11 protein-coding genes and 2 tRNA genes are annotated in these 17,828 nt (G+C 60.0%); 11 read left to right on the top strand and 2 right to left on the bottom strand.

Annotation, left to right across the window (positions count from 1 at the left end; translation table 11 throughout):
- Positions 1–256 precede the first annotated feature (256 nt).
- Positions 257–343, bottom strand: a tRNA-Leu gene (locus ACA049_RS02770).
- Positions 344–508: 165 nt separating this feature from the next.
- Positions 509–595, bottom strand: a tRNA-Leu gene (locus ACA049_RS02775).
- 226 nt (positions 596–821) lie between these two features.
- Here ACA049_RS02775 and rnr point away from each other — a divergent pair.
- From rnr to ACA049_RS02830, 11 genes are all read left to right on the top strand, one after another.
- The gene (rnr, locus tag ACA049_RS02780; protein WP_497332943.1) at positions 822–3,452 is read left to right on the top strand and encodes a ribonuclease R; all 2,631 of its coding nucleotides are present in this window, start codon (positions 822–824) and stop codon (positions 3,450–3,452) included.
- On the top strand, positions 3,449–4,210 hold the full coding sequence (gene rlmB / locus ACA049_RS02785; protein WP_497332947.1) for a 23S rRNA (guanosine(2251)-2'-O)-methyltransferase RlmB: 762 nt from the start codon (positions 3,449–3,451) through the stop codon (positions 4,208–4,210). Before rnr ends, rlmB begins: the two co-directional genes overlap by 4 nt.
- A gap of 346 nt (positions 4,211–4,556) precedes the next feature.
- Complete coding sequence (gene rpsF / locus ACA049_RS02790; protein WP_003217491.1) at positions 4,557–4,979, top strand: 30S ribosomal protein S6; 423 nt, start codon at positions 4,557–4,559, stop codon at positions 4,977–4,979.
- A gap of 28 nt (positions 4,980–5,007) precedes the next feature.
- On the top strand, positions 5,008–5,238 hold the full coding sequence (rpsR, locus tag ACA049_RS02795) for a 30S ribosomal protein S18 (RefSeq protein WP_002551829.1): 231 nt from the start codon (positions 5,008–5,010) through the stop codon (positions 5,236–5,238).
- A gap of 36 nt (positions 5,239–5,274) precedes the next feature.
- Positions 5,275–6,168 carry a hypothetical protein gene (locus tag ACA049_RS02800; protein WP_497332949.1) on the top strand — a complete coding sequence of 298 codons (894 nt, stop codon included), beginning with the start codon at positions 5,275–5,277 and terminating at the stop codon, positions 6,166–6,168.
- Between the two features lie 19 nt (positions 6,169–6,187).
- Complete coding sequence (gene rplI / locus ACA049_RS02805; RefSeq protein WP_497332951.1) at positions 6,188–6,634, top strand: 50S ribosomal protein L9; 447 nt, start codon at positions 6,188–6,190, stop codon at positions 6,632–6,634.
- 121 nt (positions 6,635–6,755) lie between these two features.
- Positions 6,756–8,150 carry a replicative DNA helicase gene (gene dnaB, locus ACA049_RS02810; protein ID WP_109627711.1) on the top strand — a complete coding sequence of 465 codons (1,395 nt, stop codon included), beginning with the start codon at positions 6,756–6,758 and terminating at the stop codon, positions 8,148–8,150.
- A 191-nt stretch (positions 8,151–8,341) separates the two neighbouring features.
- Positions 8,342–10,645 carry a YgiQ family radical SAM protein gene (locus tag ACA049_RS02815; protein ID WP_497332953.1) on the top strand — a complete coding sequence of 768 codons (2,304 nt, stop codon included), beginning with the start codon at positions 8,342–8,344 and terminating at the stop codon, positions 10,643–10,645.
- 397 nt (positions 10,646–11,042) lie between these two features.
- On the top strand, positions 11,043–14,318 hold the full coding sequence (locus ACA049_RS02820) for a transglutaminase family protein (protein WP_497332955.1): 3,276 nt from the start codon (positions 11,043–11,045) through the stop codon (positions 14,316–14,318).
- Positions 14,319–14,406: 88 nt separating this feature from the next.
- Positions 14,407–16,893, top strand: coding sequence for a circularly permuted type 2 ATP-grasp protein (locus tag ACA049_RS02825; protein ID WP_497332957.1), 2,487 nt, complete (start codon positions 14,407–14,409; stop codon positions 16,891–16,893).
- The gene (locus ACA049_RS02830) at positions 16,893–17,783 is read left to right on the top strand and encodes a transglutaminase family protein (protein ID WP_497332959.1); all 891 of its coding nucleotides are present in this window, start codon (positions 16,893–16,895) and stop codon (positions 17,781–17,783) included. Before ACA049_RS02825 ends, ACA049_RS02830 begins: the two co-directional genes overlap by 1 nt.
- Positions 17,784–17,828: the final 45 nt, after the last annotated feature.

The raw sequence follows: 17,828 nt of genomic DNA on the forward strand, positions 1-17,828 counted from the left end.
GCGCCGTACAAGGCTTTGCTAGAGCGGTGGCTATAGATGTTGATATTTGTTGATCCGGCGCGATCCATGTGGGAGCGGGCTTGCTCGCGAAGAGGGGGTGTCAGTCGACATTGATGTGGCTGAGCCACCGCTTTCGCGAGCAAGCCCGCTCCCACAGGTATGCGATATTGATTGGAAATTTTTGGGAAGCCAGAAACGCAAAAACCCGCTTTCGCGGGTTTTTGTGAAATTCAAGATCGTGACCTTGAATTTGAATTGGTGCCCAGAAGAAGACTCGAACTTCCACGACCTTGCGGTCACCAGCACCTGAAGCTGGCGTGTCTACCAATTTCACCATCTGGGCATAATCTTCAGCGTCTCCGCTGTTGATGTGGCGCACTATACGGAGAGCGTTTTGATCTGTAAACCCCTGATTTAGATTTAATAAATCGGATGTTTAGAATGCAAAAACCCGCTTTCGCGGGTTTTTGTGTGAGCCTTGAAATTGAACTAATCTCAAGCTCGAAATTGGTGCCCAGAAGAAGACTCGAACTTCCACGACCTTGCGGTCACCAGCACCTGAAGCTGGCGTGTCTACCAATTTCACCATCTGGGCAGTATCGGCAACGCTAGTGCGTCGTCGATGGCGCGCACTATACGGAGCGTCTTTTTAACTGTAAACCCCTGGCATCAAAAAAACCTGGAAAATTTTACCAGCGGCATTTAAATCAGCTTTGCGCTGTCGATATAAGGCTTTAGATGGGCTGTCGCAGCCTGAAATTTCCCGTTTCATTACGCCTATGCCAAACTAACCCGCATATAGACAAGGTGAAAACTCTCTAATGGCCGATTGGCAGTCCCTCGATCCCGAGGCCGCTCGTGAAGCGGAAAAATATGAAAACCCTATTCCTAGCCGCGAACTGATCCTTCAGCATCTTGCTGATCGGGGTTCGCCTGCTAACCGCGAGCAGCTGGTGGAAGAGTTTGGTCTGACCACAGAAGACCAGATCGAAGCCCTGCGTCGCCGCCTGCGCGCCATGGAGCGCGATGCCCAGCTTATTTACACGCGTCGGGGCACGTATGCGCCGGTGGACAAGCTCGACCTGATCCTCGGTCGCATCAGCGGTCACCGTGACGGCTTCGGCTTCCTGGTCCCGGATGACGGCAGCGACGACCTGTTCATGAGTCCGGCGCAAATGCGCCTGGTGTTCGATGGCGACCGTGCGCTGGCCCGTGTGTCCGGCCTCGACCGTCGCGGTCGTCGCGAAGGCATGATCGTCGAAGTGGTGTCCCGTGCCCACGAGACCATCGTCGGTCGTTACTTCGAAGAAGGCGGTATCGGCTTCGTCGTTGCCGACAATCCGAAGATCCAGCAGGAAGTGCTGGTCACCCCGGGTCGCAACGCCAACGCGCAAATCGGTCAGTTCGTCGAAGTGAAGATCACTCACTGGCCGACGCCACGCTTCCAGCCGCAAGGCGACGTGGTCGAAGTCGTGGGCAACTACATGGCGCCGGGCATGGAAATCGATGTCGCCCTGCGCGCATACGATATCCCGCACGTCTGGCCTGAAGCGGTCTTGAAAGAAGCCGCCAAGCTCAAGCCTGAAGTCGAAGAGAAAGACAAAGAGAAGCGCATCGACCTGCGTCATCTGCCGTTCGTGACCATTGACGGCGAAGACGCGCGCGATTTCGATGACGCCGTTTACTGTGAAGCCAAACCGGGCAAGCTGCGACTGTTCTCCGGCGGCTGGAAGTTGTACGTGGCGATCGCCGACGTTTCCAGCTACGTGAAAATCGGTTCGGCGCTGGATAACGAGTCCCAGGTTCGCGGCAACTCCGTTTACTTCCCGGAGCGCGTGGTACCGATGCTGCCGGAGCAGCTGTCCAACGGACTGTGTTCGCTGAACCCGCACGTCGATCGTTTGGCCATGGTCTGCGAGATGACCATCTCGAAAACCGGCGAGATGACTGATTACTGCTTCTACGAAGCGGTGATTCATTCCCACGCCCGCCTGACCTACAACAAAGTCAGCGCGATGCTGGAGACACCGAAACTCACCGAGGCGCGTCAGCTTCGCGGCGAGTACAACGATGTTCTGCCGCACCTCAAGCAGCTTTACGCACTGTACAAAGTGCTGCTTGGCGCTCGTCACGTGCGTGGCGCGATCGATTTCGAAACTCAGGAAACCCGGATCATCTTCGGTACCGAGCGCAAGATTGCCGAAATCCGTCCGACCGTTCGCAACGATGCGCACAAGCTCATCGAAGAATGCATGCTGGCGGCCAACGTGGCCACGGCTGAATTCCTCAAGAAGCACGAAATTCCTGCGCTGTATCGCGTTCACAACGGCCCGCCACCGGAGCGTCTGGAAAAACTGCGCGCCTTCCTCGGCGAGCTCGGCCTGTCCCTGCACAAAGGCAAGGACGGCCCGTCGCCGAAGGATTACCAGGCGTTGCTGGCCAGCATCAAGGACCGTCCGGATTTCCATCTGATCCAGACCGTCATGCTGCGCTCGTTGAGCCAGGCGGTGTACAGCGCTGATAACCAGGGTCACTTCGGCCTGAATTACGAAGCCTATACCCACTTCACCTCGCCGATCCGCCGTTACCCGGACTTGCTCACGCACCGGGCGATCCGCAGCGTGATCCATTCGAAACAGGACACCCCGCACGTTCGCCGTGCCGGCGCAATGACCATTCCGAAAGCGCGCATCTATCCGTACGACGAAGCGGCGCTGGAACAGCTCGGCGAGCAATGCTCGATGAGCGAACGCCGTGCCGACGAAGCGACCCGCGACGTCGTGAACTGGCTCAAGTGCGAGTTCATGAAAGACCGCGTGGGCGAATCGTTCCCGGGTGTGATCACTGCCGTGACCGGTTTTGGCCTGTTCGTCGAGCTGACCGATATCTACGTCGAAGGCCTGGTGCACGTCACCGCGCTGCCGGGCGATTACTACCACTTCGATCCTGTGCACCACCGCCTTGCCGGTGAGCGTACCGGTCGCAGCTTCCGCCTTGGCGATACCGTTGAAGTGCGCGTGATGCGCGTTGACCTCGACGAACGCAAGATCGACTTCGAGATGGCTGAAAAAACCATCAGCGCACCGATCGGTCGCAAGAAGCGCGGGACTGAAAAGACCGAGCCAGCCGCCAAGACGGCTGCTAAGCCTGCTGCAGAACCGGCCCCGGCGAAAACCGGTCGTCGTCCTGCCAAGGAAAAGGCTGTCGAAGCCTATCGCCCAAGCGATGCCGCGGCAAAAAATGCCGAGCTGCGTAAAAGCCGTGAAATGAAACAGGCGTTGCTGTCTGAAGCGAAAAGCGGCGGTAAAGCGGCGTCTGGGGGAAAGACCGGACGGTCGGCGCCTGACAAGGCCCCCGGCAGCAAACCAAGCAAACACCGTAAAGGCCCGCCGAAAGCGGGTTCGGCCCCAGCCAAAAGCGGCGGGGCGCGTAAACCTAAGGCCAAGCCATGAGTCAGTTGGAAAAGATCTACGGCGTGCATGCTGTAGAAGCGTTGCTGCGTCACCACCCGAAACGCGTCAAGCAGATCTGGCTGGCTGAAGGCCGCAGCGATCCGCGGGTTCAGACGCTGATCGAACTCGCGGCGGAAAATCGCGTAGCCGTCGGCAACGCCGAGCGCCGTGAGCTGGATGCCTGGGTTGAGGGCGTGCACCAAGGCGTGGTGGCTGACGTGAGCCCGAGTCAGGTCTGGGGCGAGGCAATGCTCGACGAGCTGCTCGATCGCACCGAAGGCGCACCGCTGTTGCTGGTGCTCGACGGCGTGACCGATCCGCACAACCTCGGTGCTTGCCTGCGTTCTGCCGATGCGGCAGGTGCGCTGGCAGTGATCGTTCCAAAGGACAAGTCGGCCACACTGACCCCGACGGTACGTAAAGTGGCCTGCGGCGCGGCGGAAGTGATTCCGTTGGTTGCCGTGACCAACCTGGCGCGCACCCTGGAAAAGCTCAAGCAGCGTGGCTTGTGGGTCGTCGGTACGGCGGGCGAGGCTGAGCAGAGTCTGTATCAGCATGACATGACCGGCCCGACCATCCTGATCATGGGCGCGGAAGGCAGTGGCATGCGTCGCCTGACGCGTGATCTGTGCGACTACCTGGTGCACTTGCCGATGGCCGGTAGCGTCAGCAGTCTCAACGTGTCCGTGGCGACTGGCGTTTGTCTGTTCGAGGCCCTGCGTCAGCGCGGCGTCAAAGCGGCCACCAAAAAGTCCTGACACCGCTGAACCTGTAGGAGCCTGTAGGAGCTGTCGAGTGAAACGAGGCTGCGATCTTTTGATCTTGCTTTTTTAAAGATCAAGATCAAAAGATCGCAGCCTCGTTTCACTCGACAGCTCCTACAGGTCCCACAATCCGCCAGTCCCGCAGGTGTTCGGATCTAAGGTCGGGTGATTGTTCAAATAATCACCAATTGCCTTGCACCTCTCCTGTCCCTTCTCTACAATTGCGCCCCTTGCTGTGACGGCAGGCACGCATGTGTCTATCGCAAGCAAGTCCATAAGTGTCATTCACTCCTTGTCTGACCGCTTTTTAGCGGCAGGCTACAACCCGTAAGGAGCATTCATGCGTCATTACGAAATCATCTTTTTGGTCCACCCGGATCAAAGCGAGCAAGTCGGCGGCATGGTTGAGCGTTACACCAAGCTGATCGAAGAAGACGGCGGCAAAATCCACCGTCTGGAAGATTGGGGCCGTCGTCAACTGGCCTACGCAATCAACAATGTTCACAAGGCTCACTACGTGATGCTGAACGTTGAGTGCACTGGCAAGGCCCTGGCCGAGCTGGAAGACAACTTCCGCTACAACGATGCAGTGATCCGTAACCTGGTCATCCGTCGCGAAGAAGCCGTTACCGGCCAATCCGAGATGCTCAAGGCTGAAGAAAACCGCAGTGAGCGCCGTGAGCGTCGCGACCGTCCTGAGCACGAAGGCGCTGAAAGCGCTGATAGTGATGACAGCGACAACAGCGATAACGCTGACGAGTAATCCACGGACCTTTTAAGGAGCCTATCAAATGGCACGTTTCTTCCGTCGTCGTAAATTCTGCCGCTTCACCGCTGAAGACGTGAAAGAGATCGATTACAAAGATCTCAACACTCTGAAAGCCTACGTATCCGAGACCGGCAAAATCGTTCCAAGCCGTATCACCGGTACCAAAGCTCGTTATCAGCGTCAGCTGGCCACCGCTATCAAGCGCGCCCGCTTCCTGGCCCTGCTGGCCTACACCGACAGCCACGGCCGCTGAGACCGGGCAGTCGACACGTAGCAAAGGATTGAATGCATGCGCGCCATAGCTGAGTTCATCATGCGCGGCCGTATGCAGGCCACTCTGGTAGTGGCTGGATGCGCAATATTGCCGTTGTTGTATTGGTTGGGTGCTGCCGCTGGATGCCTCGTGCTCCTGCGGCGCGGATTGAAGGACGCCATTGGCGTACTTGCTCTGGGACTGCTGCCGGCGTTGATCTGGTGGCTTTACTCCGATGACCCACGGGCACTTCTGGTGCTGCTGGGGTCTTCGAGCCTTGCGTTGGTTTTGCGCGCAAGCGAGTCCTGGAACCGCGTGCTGCTGGTCAGCATAGCGATGGGAGTGGTGTTTGCAGTGGTGCTGGGGACAGTTTTTGCTCCCCAAATCGAGATGCTGGCGCAGGCTTTGATAAAAGTCATGCCGTCGCTACTCGGTGATGTCTACCAGAAGTTGTCGGTAGACGAGCAAGCGCATTTTGCGTCCCTGATTGCACCGGTCCTGACCGGCCTGATTGCGGCCTTGTTGCAAATCGTCAGTGTGCTGAGCCTGATTGTCGGGCGCTACTGGCAGGCGATGTTGTACAACCCGGGTGGTTTTGGTCGCGAGTTTCGCGCCATCCGATTCCCGCTTTTACCAGCGATGTTGCTGCTGGCGTTCATGCTTCTGGGGCCGAATCTCGGTCCTCAGATGGCGATGTTGACGCCGTTGTGCAGCGTACCGCTGGTGTTCGCCGGGCTGGCCCTGATTCACGGGCTGGTGGCGCAAAAGCGACTGGCCAGGTTCTGGCTGGTGGGGTTGTACGTCACGCTGTTGCTGTTCATGCAGCTGATCTATCCGTTGCTGGTGGTCTTGGCCATCGTCGACAGCCTGATTGATTTTCGCGGTCGTTCGGCGCCGAAAGACGCCGATAGCGCGAACGGTGAAGGTTAAAAGTTAAGAGGATTTTCACATGCAACTGATCCTTCTGGAAAAAGTCACCAACCTGGGCAACCTGGGTGACAAAGTAAACGTCAAGGCTGGTTACGGTCGTAACTACCTGCTGCCTTACGGCAAAGCTACCGCTGCGACCGCTGCCAACCTGGCTGCGTTCGAAGAGCGTCGCGCTGAGCTGGAAAAAGCCGCAGTAGACCGTAAGACTTCGGCTGAAAGCCGTGCCGCCCAACTGGCTGAGCTGGAAGTGACTATCACTGCCACCGCTGGTGACGAAGGCAAGCTGTTCGGTTCGATCGGCACCCACGACATCGCTGATGCACTGACCGCCTCTGGCGTTGAAGTTGCAAAAAGCGAAGTTCGTCTGCCGAACGGCACCATCCGCAACGTAGGCGAATTCGACGTAGCCGTGCACCTGCACGCTGAAGTTGAAGCCACCGTACGCGTTGTCGTGGTAGCAGCTTAAGCAACACTTGATCGGCTGGCGGCTTGTCCGTCAGACGGTTAACATCGGGCACGATCCTGTTTACAGGTCGTGCCCTTTGTCTTTCTGAATTCCCTGCTTTTCATAAATTACCCAAGTGGCCATGAACGATATCTCCGCTCCCGAGCAATACGATCTGCAAACCGCTGCCCTGAAGGTGCCGCCGCATTCCATCGAGGCCGAACAGGCCGTGCTCGGTGGTCTGATGCTGGACAACAACGCCTGGGAACGCGTGCTGGATCAAGTTTCGGACGGCGATTTCTATCGACATGACCACCGTTTGATCTTCCGTGCGATCGCCAAGCTCGCCGACCAGAACTCCCCGATCGACGTCGTGACCCTTGCCGAGCAATTGGACAAGGAAGGTCAGACCTCGCAAGTGGGCGGCCTCGGTTACCTCGGTGAATTGGCGAAAAATACGCCGTCCGTCGCTAACATCAAGGCGTATGCGCAGATCGTCCGTGCACGGGCGACGTTGCGGCAGTTGATCGGCATCGCCACCGAAATCGCCGACAGCGCCTTCAACCCGGAAGGCCGCACGGCTGAAGAGATTCTCGACGAAGCCGAACGGCAGATCTTCCAGATCGCCGAGGCCCGGCCAAAGACTGGCGGCCCGGTGAGCGTGAACGACCTGCTGACCAAGGCCATCGATCGCATCGACACCTTGTTCAACACCGACAACGCCATCACCGGCCTGTCCACTGGCTATACCGACCTCGACGAGAAGACCAGCGGCCTGCAGCCGTCCGACCTGATCATCGTCGCCGGTCGTCCGTCCATGGGTAAAACTACCTTTGCGATGAACCTGGTGGAAAACGCCGTGCTGCGCAGCGACAAGTGCGTCCTGGTCTACTCGCTGGAGATGCCAGGCGAATCGCTGATCATGCGTATGTTGTCGTCGCTCGGCCGCATCGACCAGACCAAGGTCCGTGCCGGTCGCCTGGACGACGACGATTGGCCGCGCCTGACCTCGGCGGTCAACCTGCTCAACGATCGCAAGCTGTTCATCGACGATACGGCGGGTATCAGCCCATCGGAAATGCGTGCGCGGACCCGGCGCCTGGTGCGCGAACACGGCGATGTCGCCCTGATCATGATCGACTACCTGCAATTGATGCAGATCCCGGGTTCGGGCGGCGATAACCGGACCAACGAGATCTCCGAGATCTCCCGTTCCTTGAAGGCCCTGGCCAAGGAATTCAACTGCCCGGTGGTGGCGTTGTCCCAGCTCAACCGCTCCCTGGAGCAACGACCGAACAAGCGCCCGATCAACTCCGACCTCCGGGAATCCGGAGCGATCGAGCAGGATGCTGACGTAATCATGTTCGTGTACCGGGACGAGGTGTACCACCCGGAAACCGAGCACAAAGGCATCGCCGAGATCATCATCGGTAAGCAGCGGAACGGCCCGATCGGTACGTCGCGACTGGCGTTTATCGGCAAGTACACCCGCTTCGAAAACCTTGCGCCGGGCAGCTACAACTTCGACGACGAATAACCCTGTGGGAGCGGGCTTGCTCGCGAAGGCGCCGTGTCAGACAACATCACTGTGAACTGACACATCGCTTTCGCGAGCAAGCCCGCTCCCACATGGGTTACACGTTATTTCCGACCATAGCCGTCGGAATTGGTTATTTTTTGTGCTATATTCCGCGCCCGCGATTTTTCATCTCAACACCGGTCATCGTCATGCAAACAGCCAAGCCGTTATTTGACTATCCCAAGTACTGGGCCGAATGTTTCGGTCCGGCGCCATTCCTGCCGATGAGCAGGGAGGAGATGGATCAGCTTGGCTGGGATTCATGCGACATCATCATCGTCACCGGTGATGCGTACGTTGACCATCCGTCTTTCGGCATGGCAATCATCGGCCGGCTGCTGGAGTCCCAAGGCTTCCGCGTCGGGATCATTGCCCAGCCAAACTGGCAGTCCAAAGACGATTTCATGAAGCTCGGCGAGCCGAACCTGTTCTTCGGCGTCGCGGCCGGCAACATGGATTCGATGATCAACCGCTACACCGCCGACAAGAAAATCCGTTCCGATGACGCCTACACCCCTGGTGGCCTGGCGGGCAAACGTCCGGACCGCGCGAGCCTGGTGTATAGCCAGCGCTGCAAGGAAGCCTACAATCACGTGCCGATCGTGCTCGGTGGCATCGAAGCTTCCCTGCGCCGCATCGCCCACTACGATTACTGGCAGGACCGGGTGCGCAACTCGATCCTGATCGACGCCTGTGCCGACATCCTGCTCTACGGCAACGCCGAGCGTGCGATCGTCGAAGTCGCCCAGCGTCTGTCTTACGGCCACAAGATCGAAGACATCACCGACGTGCGCGGCACCGCGTTCATCCGTCGTGATACGCCGAAAGACTGGTACGAAGTCGATTCCACGCGCATCGACCGTCCGGGCAAGGTCGACAAGATCATCAACCCGTACGTCAACACCCAGGACACCCAGGCCTGCGCTATCGAGCAGGAAAAAGGCCCGGTTGAAGACCCGAGCGAAGCGAAGGTCGTGCAGATCCTGGCCAGCCCGAAGATGACCCGCGACAAGACGGTGATTCGTCTGCCGTCGGTTGAGAAAGTCCGTGGCGACGCGGTGCTTTATGCCCACGCCAACCGCGTGCTTCACCTGGAAACCAACCCGGGCAACGCCCGCGCGCTGGTGCAGAAGCACGGCGAAGTCGACGTCTGGTTCAATCCGCCGCCGATTCCGATGACCACCGAAGAAATGGACTACGTGTTCGGCATGCCCTATGCGCGCATTCCGCACCCGGCGTACGGCAAGGAAAAAATCCCGGCCTACGACATGATCCGCTTCTCGGTGAACATCATGCGTGGCTGCTTCGGTGGCTGCACCTTCTGCTCGATCACCGAGCACGAAGGCCGGATCATCCAGAACCGTTCCGAAGAGTCGATCATTCGCGAAATCGAAGAGATCCGCGACAAGGTCCCAGGCTTCACCGGCGTCATTTCCGACCTCGGCGGCCCGACCGCAAACATGTACCGCATCGCTTGCAAGAGCCCGGAAATCGAATCCGCGTGCCGCAAGCCTTCGTGCGTGTTCCCCGGCATTTGCCCAAATTTGAACACCGACCACTCGTCGCTGATCCAGCTCTATCGCAGCGCCCGTGCCTTGCCGGGTGTGAAGAAGATCCTGATCGCTTCCGGCCTGCGTTACGACCTCGCGGTCGAGTCGCCGGAATACGTCAAGGAGCTGGTGACTCACCACGTTGGTGGTTACCTGAAGATCGCCCCGGAACACACCGAGGAAGGTCCGCTCAACCAGATGATGAAACCGGGCATCGGCAGCTATGACAAGTTCAAGCGCATGTTCGAGAAGTACTCCAAGGAAGCCGGGAAAGAGCAGTACCTGATTCCTTACTTCATCGCCGCCCACCCGGGCACCACTGATGAAGACATGATGAACCTGGCCCTGTGGCTCAAGGGCAACGGCTTCCGTGCCGACCAGGTGCAAGCGTTCTATCCGTCGCCGATGGCCACCGCCACCGCAATGTACCACTCGGGCAAGAACCCGCTGCGTAAGGTGACTTACAAGAGCGACGCCGTGACCATCGTCAAGAGCGAAGAGCAGCGTCGTCTGCACAAGGCGTTCTTGCGTTATCACGACCCGAAAGGCTGGCCGATGCTGCGCGAAGCGCTGACCCGCATGGGCCGCGCCGACCTGATCGGGCCGGGCAAGAACCAGTTGATTCCGCTGCACCAGCCGGCGACCGACAGCTACCAGAGCGCCCGTCGCAAGAACTCGACGCCGGCCGGCAGCCACAAAGTTGCAGGGGAAAAGACCACCAAGATCCTGACCCAGCACACCGGCCTGCCACCGCGTGCCTCCGATGGCGGCAATCCGTGGGACAAGCGTGAACAGGCCAAGGCAGCGGCATTCGCCCGCAACCAGCAGGCGGCCAAGGAGCGCAAGGACGCGGCCAAAGGCAAAGGGCCCAAGCCTGCGCGCAAGCCGGTTGTGCCGCGCTAAACGCTGACGGCTGTAACAGAACGCCAACCTTCGGGTTGGCGTTTTGCGTTTCTGGGCCACTGAAAACCGGGACACGAGGTCAAACCTGTGTTGTGCATCTGGCCTCTTCGCGGGCAAGCCTCGCTCCTACAGGTCATGTGTCGCTCGCGGAATCGTGATTCGACACAAAACCTGTAGGAGCGATGCTTGCCCGCGAAGAGGCCAGTCCAGTCGCAGCAAAACCCGACTGACGGCTCCCGCTCGCAACATTTGCGTGCAACTCCCCCAAACCAATTTCCCGCATTGCCCGATTTTGGTGCTGTACTGCCTCAAGCAACCGAAGAAAGCGCCAACGCCGCTGGATGGCATAAGTCTTGCGCGCTTTCCCAATACGCTTAAGGCTCGCAGGAGGCACGCCGTGTCGATTCATGTCGCATTGCACCACGTCACGCATTACCGCTACGACCGCGCCGTCGAGCTCGGTCCGCAGATCGTTCGCCTGCGCCCGGCCGCCCACAGCCGCACGCGGATACTGTCCTATGCGCTGAAAGTCTCCCCTGAGCAGCATTTCATCAACTGGCAGCAGGACCCCCAGGGCAATTACCTGGCGCGGTTGGTGTTCCCGGAGAAAACCAATGAGCTGCGGATCGAGGTCGATCTTCTGGCAGAGATGGCAGTTTTCAATCCGTTCGACTTCTTCCTTGAGCCCTACGCGGAAAAGATCCCGTTCAACTACGCCGCAGACGAGCGCAAGGAGCTGGCGCCGTACCTGGAAACCCTGCCCCTGACGCCCAAGTTCAAGGCCTACCTGGACGGCATCGACCGCACGCCGCTGCCCAGCGTGGATTTCCTTGTTGCACTGAACCAGCGTCTGAGCGAAGACATCGGCTACCTGATCCGCATGGAGCCCGGCGTCCAAACCCCCGAACACACCCTTGAACATGCCTCCGGTTCCTGCCGCGATTCGGCGTGGTTGCTGGTGCAACTGCTGCGCAACCTTGGGCTGGCGGCGCGTTTCGTCTCCGGCTACCTGATTCAACTCACCGCCGACGTCAAAAGCCTCGACGGCCCCTCGGGTACGGAAGTGGACTTCACCGACCTGCACGCCTGGTGCGAGGTCTATTTGCCCGGTGCCGGCTGGATCGGCCTGGACGCGACGTCAGGGCTGTTTGCCGGTGAAGGACACATTCCGTTGGCGTGCAGTCCCGATCCGGGCTCAGCGGCACCGATTAGTGGCCTGGTGGAACCGTGCGAGTGCGAATTCACCCACGAAATGTTCGTGGAGCGAATTTGGGAAGCGCCGCGGGTCACCAAGCCCTACACCGAAGACCAGTGGCTGGCGATCCAGGCGTTGGGTCGGCAGATCGATGCCGACCTGCTGGAGGGTGATGTACGCCTGACCATGGGCGGCGAACCGACGTTTGTTTCCATCGACGACCCGGACGGCGCCGAGTGGAACACCGCCGCGCTCGGGCCGGACAAGCGTCGCCTGTCCGCCGAACTGTTCCAGCGCATGCGCAAACACTACGCACCCAAAGGCCTGGTGCATTTCGGTCAGGGCAAGTGGTATCCCGGCGAGCAATTGCCACGCTGGTCGCTGAACTGCTACTGGCGCCGCGATGGTGTGCCAATCTGGCACAACAGCGCGCTGATCGCCGATGAGCAGGAAGATTACGGCGCCGATGGGGAGTTGGCCGGGCGTTTTCTGTCGAGCGTCGCCGAACGCCTGAAAATTCCGACACGCTTTGTGTTCCCGGCCTACGAAGACAATTTCTATTACCTCTGGCGCGAAGGCACGTTGCCGTTGAACGTCAGCGCCGAAGACTCACGTCTTGAAGAACCGCTGGAGCGGGCGCGCCTGCGTAAAGTCTTCAGTCAGGGCCTGGACAAGGTGATCGGCCAGGTCCTGCCGCTGGCACGCACCGCCAAGGGCGATCAATGGCAAAGCGGTCGCTGGTACCTGCGTGACGAGCATTGTCGGCTGGTGCCGGGGGATTCGCCTCTGGGTTATCGCTTGCCGCTGGCTTCACAGCCTTGGGTGAAAGCGGCCGAATATCCGTTCATTTACCCGAACGACCCCAACCAGGAATTCCCCGCGCTTCCGGACACTCAGCAGTTGAACAGCCCGGGCACACCGGCCGAAGCGCTCGAGCGCGATCTGGAGGTCGATGAATCCGCGGATTGGCTGACTCGCACCGCGTTCTGCGCCGAGGCTCGGGAAGGCCGGTTGTACCTGTTCATGCCGCCGCTGGAACGGGTCGAGGACTATCTGGAACTGGTCACCGCAATCGAGGCCACGGCCCAGGAAATGCATTGCCCGGTGTTACTCGAAGGCTACGAGCCACCGAGTGATCCACGCCTGAGCAACTTCCGCATTACTCCCGATCCAGGCGTGATCGAGGTCAACGTGCAGCCATCCGCTACGTGGGATGAACTGGTCGAGCGCACTGAGTTTCTCTACGAAGAAGCACGCCAGACCCGATTGACCACCGAGAAATTCATGATCGATGGCCGGCACACCGGCACGGGCGGCGGCAACCATTTCGTCCTGGGGGGCGCGACGCCGGCTGATTCACCGTTCCTGCGCCGTCCCGATCTGCTGCGCAGCCTGATCAGTTACTGGCATAACCACCCGTCCTTGTCCTACCTGTTCTCCGGATTGTTCATTGGCCCAACGTCCCAGGCGCCGCGTGTCGATGAAGCGCGCAACGATGCGCTGTACGAACTGGAAATCGCCTTCGCCCAGATGCCCGAACCCGGCGAGGAGTGCGCGCCATGGTTGGTCGACCGGCTGCTGCGCAACTTGCTGATCGACGTGACCGGCAACACGCATCGCTCTGAGTTCTGCATCGACAAGCTCTATTCGCCGGATGGCGCCACGGGGCGTCTTGGATTGCTGGAGTTGCGCGCCTTTGAAATGCCACCGCATGCGCGCATGAGCCTGGCGCAGCAGTTGTTGCTGCGAGCGCTGGTGGCGCGATTCTGGCGCGAGCCTTATGCACCGCCGAAACTGGCGCGCTGGGGCACTGAGCTGCATGACCGATTCCTGTTGCCGCACTTTATCGAGCAGGATTTCGCGGATGTGATCGTCGATCTCAATGCCGCCGGATACCCCGTGCGAGCGGAGTGGTTTGCCGCGCACCTGGAATTTCGCTTCCCCAAGGTCGGCGATTACGCCGTCAGCGGCATCGAGCTGGAAGTGCGACAGGCGCTGGAGCCTTGGCATGTGCTGGGCGAGGAGGGCGCGGTCGGCGGTACGGTGCGCTACGTGGATTCATCGCTGGAGCGCTTGCAGGTCAAGCTCACCGGCCTGGCGCCGCAGCGTTACTTGCTGACGTGTAACGGCGTTCCGGTGCCCTTGCAGCCGACCGGGCGAGTCGGCGAGTTCGTCGCGGGTGTGCGCTTTCGTGCCTGGCAACCGGCCAACTGCCTGCAACCGACCATCCCGGTCCACGCACCGTTGGTGTTCGACCTGCTCGACACCTGGATGCAGCGCTCGCTGGGTGGCTGTCAGTACCACGTCGCCCATCCGGGCGGACGCAATTACGACAGCCTGCCGGTGAACGCCAATGAAGCCGAAAGCCGGCGGATGGCGCGTTTCTTCCGCATCGGACACAGCCCGGGGAAACTTCCTGTACCGATTCTGGACATTAACGACGAGCTGCCGATGACACTCGATTTACGACGTTTCTAGATCGTACGCGACGCTCGGATTTTTCGTATATCCGGGCGTCATGAGCCTGCGTTAGTCTGACCGTTCTTTGCTGTCTGCCGAGCTTTCCATGCCTGACCTGCTTGACCGCTACCCGCTGACGGCGGGCACTTATCACGAACTGCTCGACGACAGCGGCGCGGTGCGCCCGCACTGGCGCCGGTTGTTCGACCAATTGCAACGCAGCACGCCAACGCAATTGGTGCAGCGTCAGGCACTGTTGGCCCGGCAGATCCAGGAAAACGGTGTGACCTACAACGTCTACGCCGACCCCAAGGGCGCTGATCGGCCTTGGGAACTGGACTTGCTGCCGCATGTGATCGCTGCGGATGAATGGCAGCAGTTATCAGCCGGAATAGCTCAACGGGCGCGTCTGTTGAACGCCGTGCTGGCTGACTTGTACGGCCCGCAGCGCTTGATTGCCGAAGGGCTGCTACCGGCAGAACTGGTATTCGGTCACAACAATTTCCTCTGGCCCTGTCAGGGCATTGCGCCGCCGGACGGGGCCTTTCTGCATTTGTATGCCGTCGATCTGGCGCGTACGCCGGACGGCCGCTGGTGGGTGACGGCGGATCGGACTCAAGCGCCTTCAGGCGCCGGTTATGCGCTGGAAAACCGCACCATCGTGTCCCGGGCCTTTCCCGAGTTGTACCGCGACCTGAAAGTGCAGCACCTGGCCGGATTCTTCCGCACGCTGCAAGAAACCCTCGCCCGCCAGGCGCCAAGTGATGACGACGCGCCGCTGATCGTGCTGCTGACGCCGGGGCGTTTCAACGAAAGCTATTTCGAACATTTGTACCTGGCGCGCCAGCTCGGTTATCCATTGGTGGAAGGCGGCGACCTCACCGTGCGCGATGCCACGGTCTACCTGAAAACCCTTAGCGGCTTGCGCCGGGTTCACGCGATCATGCGGCGGCTCGACGATGACTTTTGCGACCCGCTGGAGCTGCGTACCGATTCCGCCCTCGGCGTGCCGGGCTTGCTCGAAGCCGTGCGGCAGGGGCGGGTGTTGGTGGCCAACGCCCTCGGCAGTGGCGTGCTGGAGTCGCCGGGGTTGCTGGGCTTTCTGCCGAAGATCAATCAATTCCTGTTCGGCGAAGAACTGATCCTGCCGTCCATTGCGACCTGGTGGTGCGGCGAAGCGCCGGTGCTGGCCCAGGCGTTGGAGAAACTGCCGGAATTGCTGATCAAACCCGCGTTTCCATCACAGAGCTTCGCACCTGTATTTAGTCGCGATCTGAGTGAAAAACAGCGTCAGGCTCTGGCTGAGCGCATGCAGGCACGGCCTTATGCCTATGTCGCGCAAGAATTGGCGCAGTTGTCCCAGGCGCCGATCTGGCAGGCCGAGGACGGTCAGCTGCAGCCGCGAGCCATCGGAATGCGTGTGTATGCGGTGGCCAGTCGCGACGGCTATCGGGTGTTGCCCGGCGGTTTGACCCGGGTGGCCGCCGAAGCAGACGCCGAGGTGGTGTCGATGCAGCGCGGCGGTGCGAGCAAGGACACCTGGGTACTGGGGGATCGTCCGCCGAGCGGCGAGCAATGGAAAACCCAGCGCACAATCGGTGTGCATGACCTGGTTCGACGCGATCCGTATCTGCCGTCGCGGGTGGTCGAGAATCTGTTCTGGTTTGGCCGCTATTGCGAGCGGTGTGATGACAGCGCGCGACTGCTGCGGATCATGCTGGCGCGCTACGTTGATGGCGATGATCCGCAAGCCCTGGAAGCGGCGGTGGATCTCGGGGAGCGGCTGAATCTGTTGCCGGATGAAGGCGAGTTACCCGAGCGTCTGTTGGCCGCGCTACTCGGCGATGATTGGCCCTTCAGCCTGCGTTCCAACCTGCAGCGCTTGCAGTGGGCCGCCTCGCAAGTGCGCGGCAAGCTCTCGCGGGAAAACTGGCAGGCGCTGGTGGAATTGCAGCGCGAAGCCATGGAACTGGAAACCGAAGAGCCGGATTTCGGTGAGTTGCTGGATTTTCTCAACCGTCTGGTGATGTCCCTGGCGGCGCTGTCCGGTTTTGCCTTGGATGACATGACACGGGATGAAGGCTGGCGTTTCCTGATGATCGGTCGGCGGATCGAACGCCTGCAATTTCTAAGTGCGAGCCTGGCGGCGTTTCTGCGCGGTGCCGGTGCCTTCGATCAGGCCGGGCTGGAATGGCTGCTGGAATTGGGCAACAGCAGCATCACCTATCGTTCGCGGTATCTGGCAGTGGCGCAGTTGATTCCGGTGCTCGATCTGTTGCTGCTCGATGAGCAGAACCCGCATGCGGTGCTGTTCCAGTTGAAACTGGTGACCCGCACACTGAAACGCTTGAACGACGATTTTGCTGCGCCTCGCGAAGCGGGACTGCCGCAACTGGTGGAGCGCCTGGCGCGTTTCGATCTGGGCTGCCTGGAGAATTCGCTGTTCGGTGACGCCAGCGTCCGCGCGGCCATCGAGGGGCTGGCCGATTTGCTGCAAGAGATCGCCGATGCCAGCGGGCAGGTGTCGGATCGTCTGGCTTTGCGCCATTTCGCCCATGTCGATGATGTGAGTCAGCGCACGGTGTCCGTCTGATGAGCGCCCATTACCAGATTTTCCACGACACCCATTATCACTACGACAGCCCGGTATCCCTGGCCCAGCAACTCGCGCACCTGTGGCCACGGGCGTGTGCCTGGCAGCGCTGCACCGAGCAGCACTTGCAAATCAGTCCCGACCCGACCTCGCGTCGCGAAGAGCTGGATGTGTTCGGCAATCCGCTGACCCGGTTGGCCTTCGAGCGGCCGCACGATGAGTTGCTGGTTAACGCCCGACTCACCGTCGAAGTGCTTGCCCGGCCAGCACTGGACTTCACTCAATCTCCCGCATGGGAAGAAACCCGCAACGCGCTGACCTACAGCAGTCAGCCGCTTTCCCCTGAATTGCTGGAAGCGTGTCGTTACCGGTTCGAATCACCCTATGTGCATTTGAAACGCAACTTTGTCGATTTTTCGGAAAGCTGTTTTCCACCGGGGCGGCCGTTGTTGCTGGGCGTCCAGGCATTGATGGAGAAGATTTTCAGCGAATTCACCTTCGACGCCGAAGCGACCCAAGTGGCGACGCCACTGGTGGAGGTGCTGGAACGCCGGCGTGGGGTTTGCCAGGATTTCGCTCACCTGATGCTCGCTTGCGTGCGTTCCCGTGGGTTGGCGGCCCGTTACATCAGCGGCTACCTGCTGACCCAGCCGCCGCCTGGCCAGCCGCGACTGATCGGCGCCGATGCGTCCCATGCCTGGGTTTCAGTGTTTTGCCCGGTGCTGGGCTGGGTGGACTTTGATCCGACCAACAATGTGCAACCCGCGCTCGAACACATCACCCTGGCCTGGGGCCGGGATTTCTCCGATGTTTCGCCGTTGCGTGGGGTGATTCTGGGGGGCGGCAGTCATGATCCCGAGGTGCGGGTGACGGTTATGCCACTGGAGTAACAGAAATCAAATGTGGGAGCGGGCTTGCTCGCGAAAGCGATCACA

The sequence above is a fragment of the Pseudomonas sp. LBUM1662 genome (genome assembly GCF_059695915.1).

Coding starts and splice junctions, on each gene's coding strand:
- rnr (WP_497332943.1), top strand. CDS start 822: ATGGCCGATTGGCAGTCCCTCGATCCCGAGGCCGCTCGTGAAGCGGAA.
- rlmB (WP_497332947.1), top strand. CDS start 3,449: ATGAGTCAGTTGGAAAAGATCTACGGCGTGCATGCTGTAGAAGCGTTG.
- rpsF (WP_003217491.1), top strand. CDS start 4,557: ATGCGTCATTACGAAATCATCTTTTTGGTCCACCCGGATCAAAGCGAG.
- rpsR (WP_002551829.1), top strand. CDS start 5,008: ATGGCACGTTTCTTCCGTCGTCGTAAATTCTGCCGCTTCACCGCTGAA.
- ACA049_RS02800 (WP_497332949.1), top strand. CDS start 5,275: ATGCGCGCCATAGCTGAGTTCATCATGCGCGGCCGTATGCAGGCCACT.
- rplI (WP_497332951.1), top strand. CDS start 6,188: ATGCAACTGATCCTTCTGGAAAAAGTCACCAACCTGGGCAACCTGGGT.
- dnaB (WP_109627711.1), top strand. CDS start 6,756: ATGAACGATATCTCCGCTCCCGAGCAATACGATCTGCAAACCGCTGCC.
- ACA049_RS02815 (WP_497332953.1), top strand. CDS start 8,342: ATGCAAACAGCCAAGCCGTTATTTGACTATCCCAAGTACTGGGCCGAA.
- ACA049_RS02825 (WP_497332957.1), top strand. CDS start 14,407: ATGCCTGACCTGCTTGACCGCTACCCGCTGACGGCGGGCACTTATCAC.
- ACA049_RS02830 (WP_497332959.1), top strand. CDS start 16,893: ATGAGCGCCCATTACCAGATTTTCCACGACACCCATTATCACTACGAC.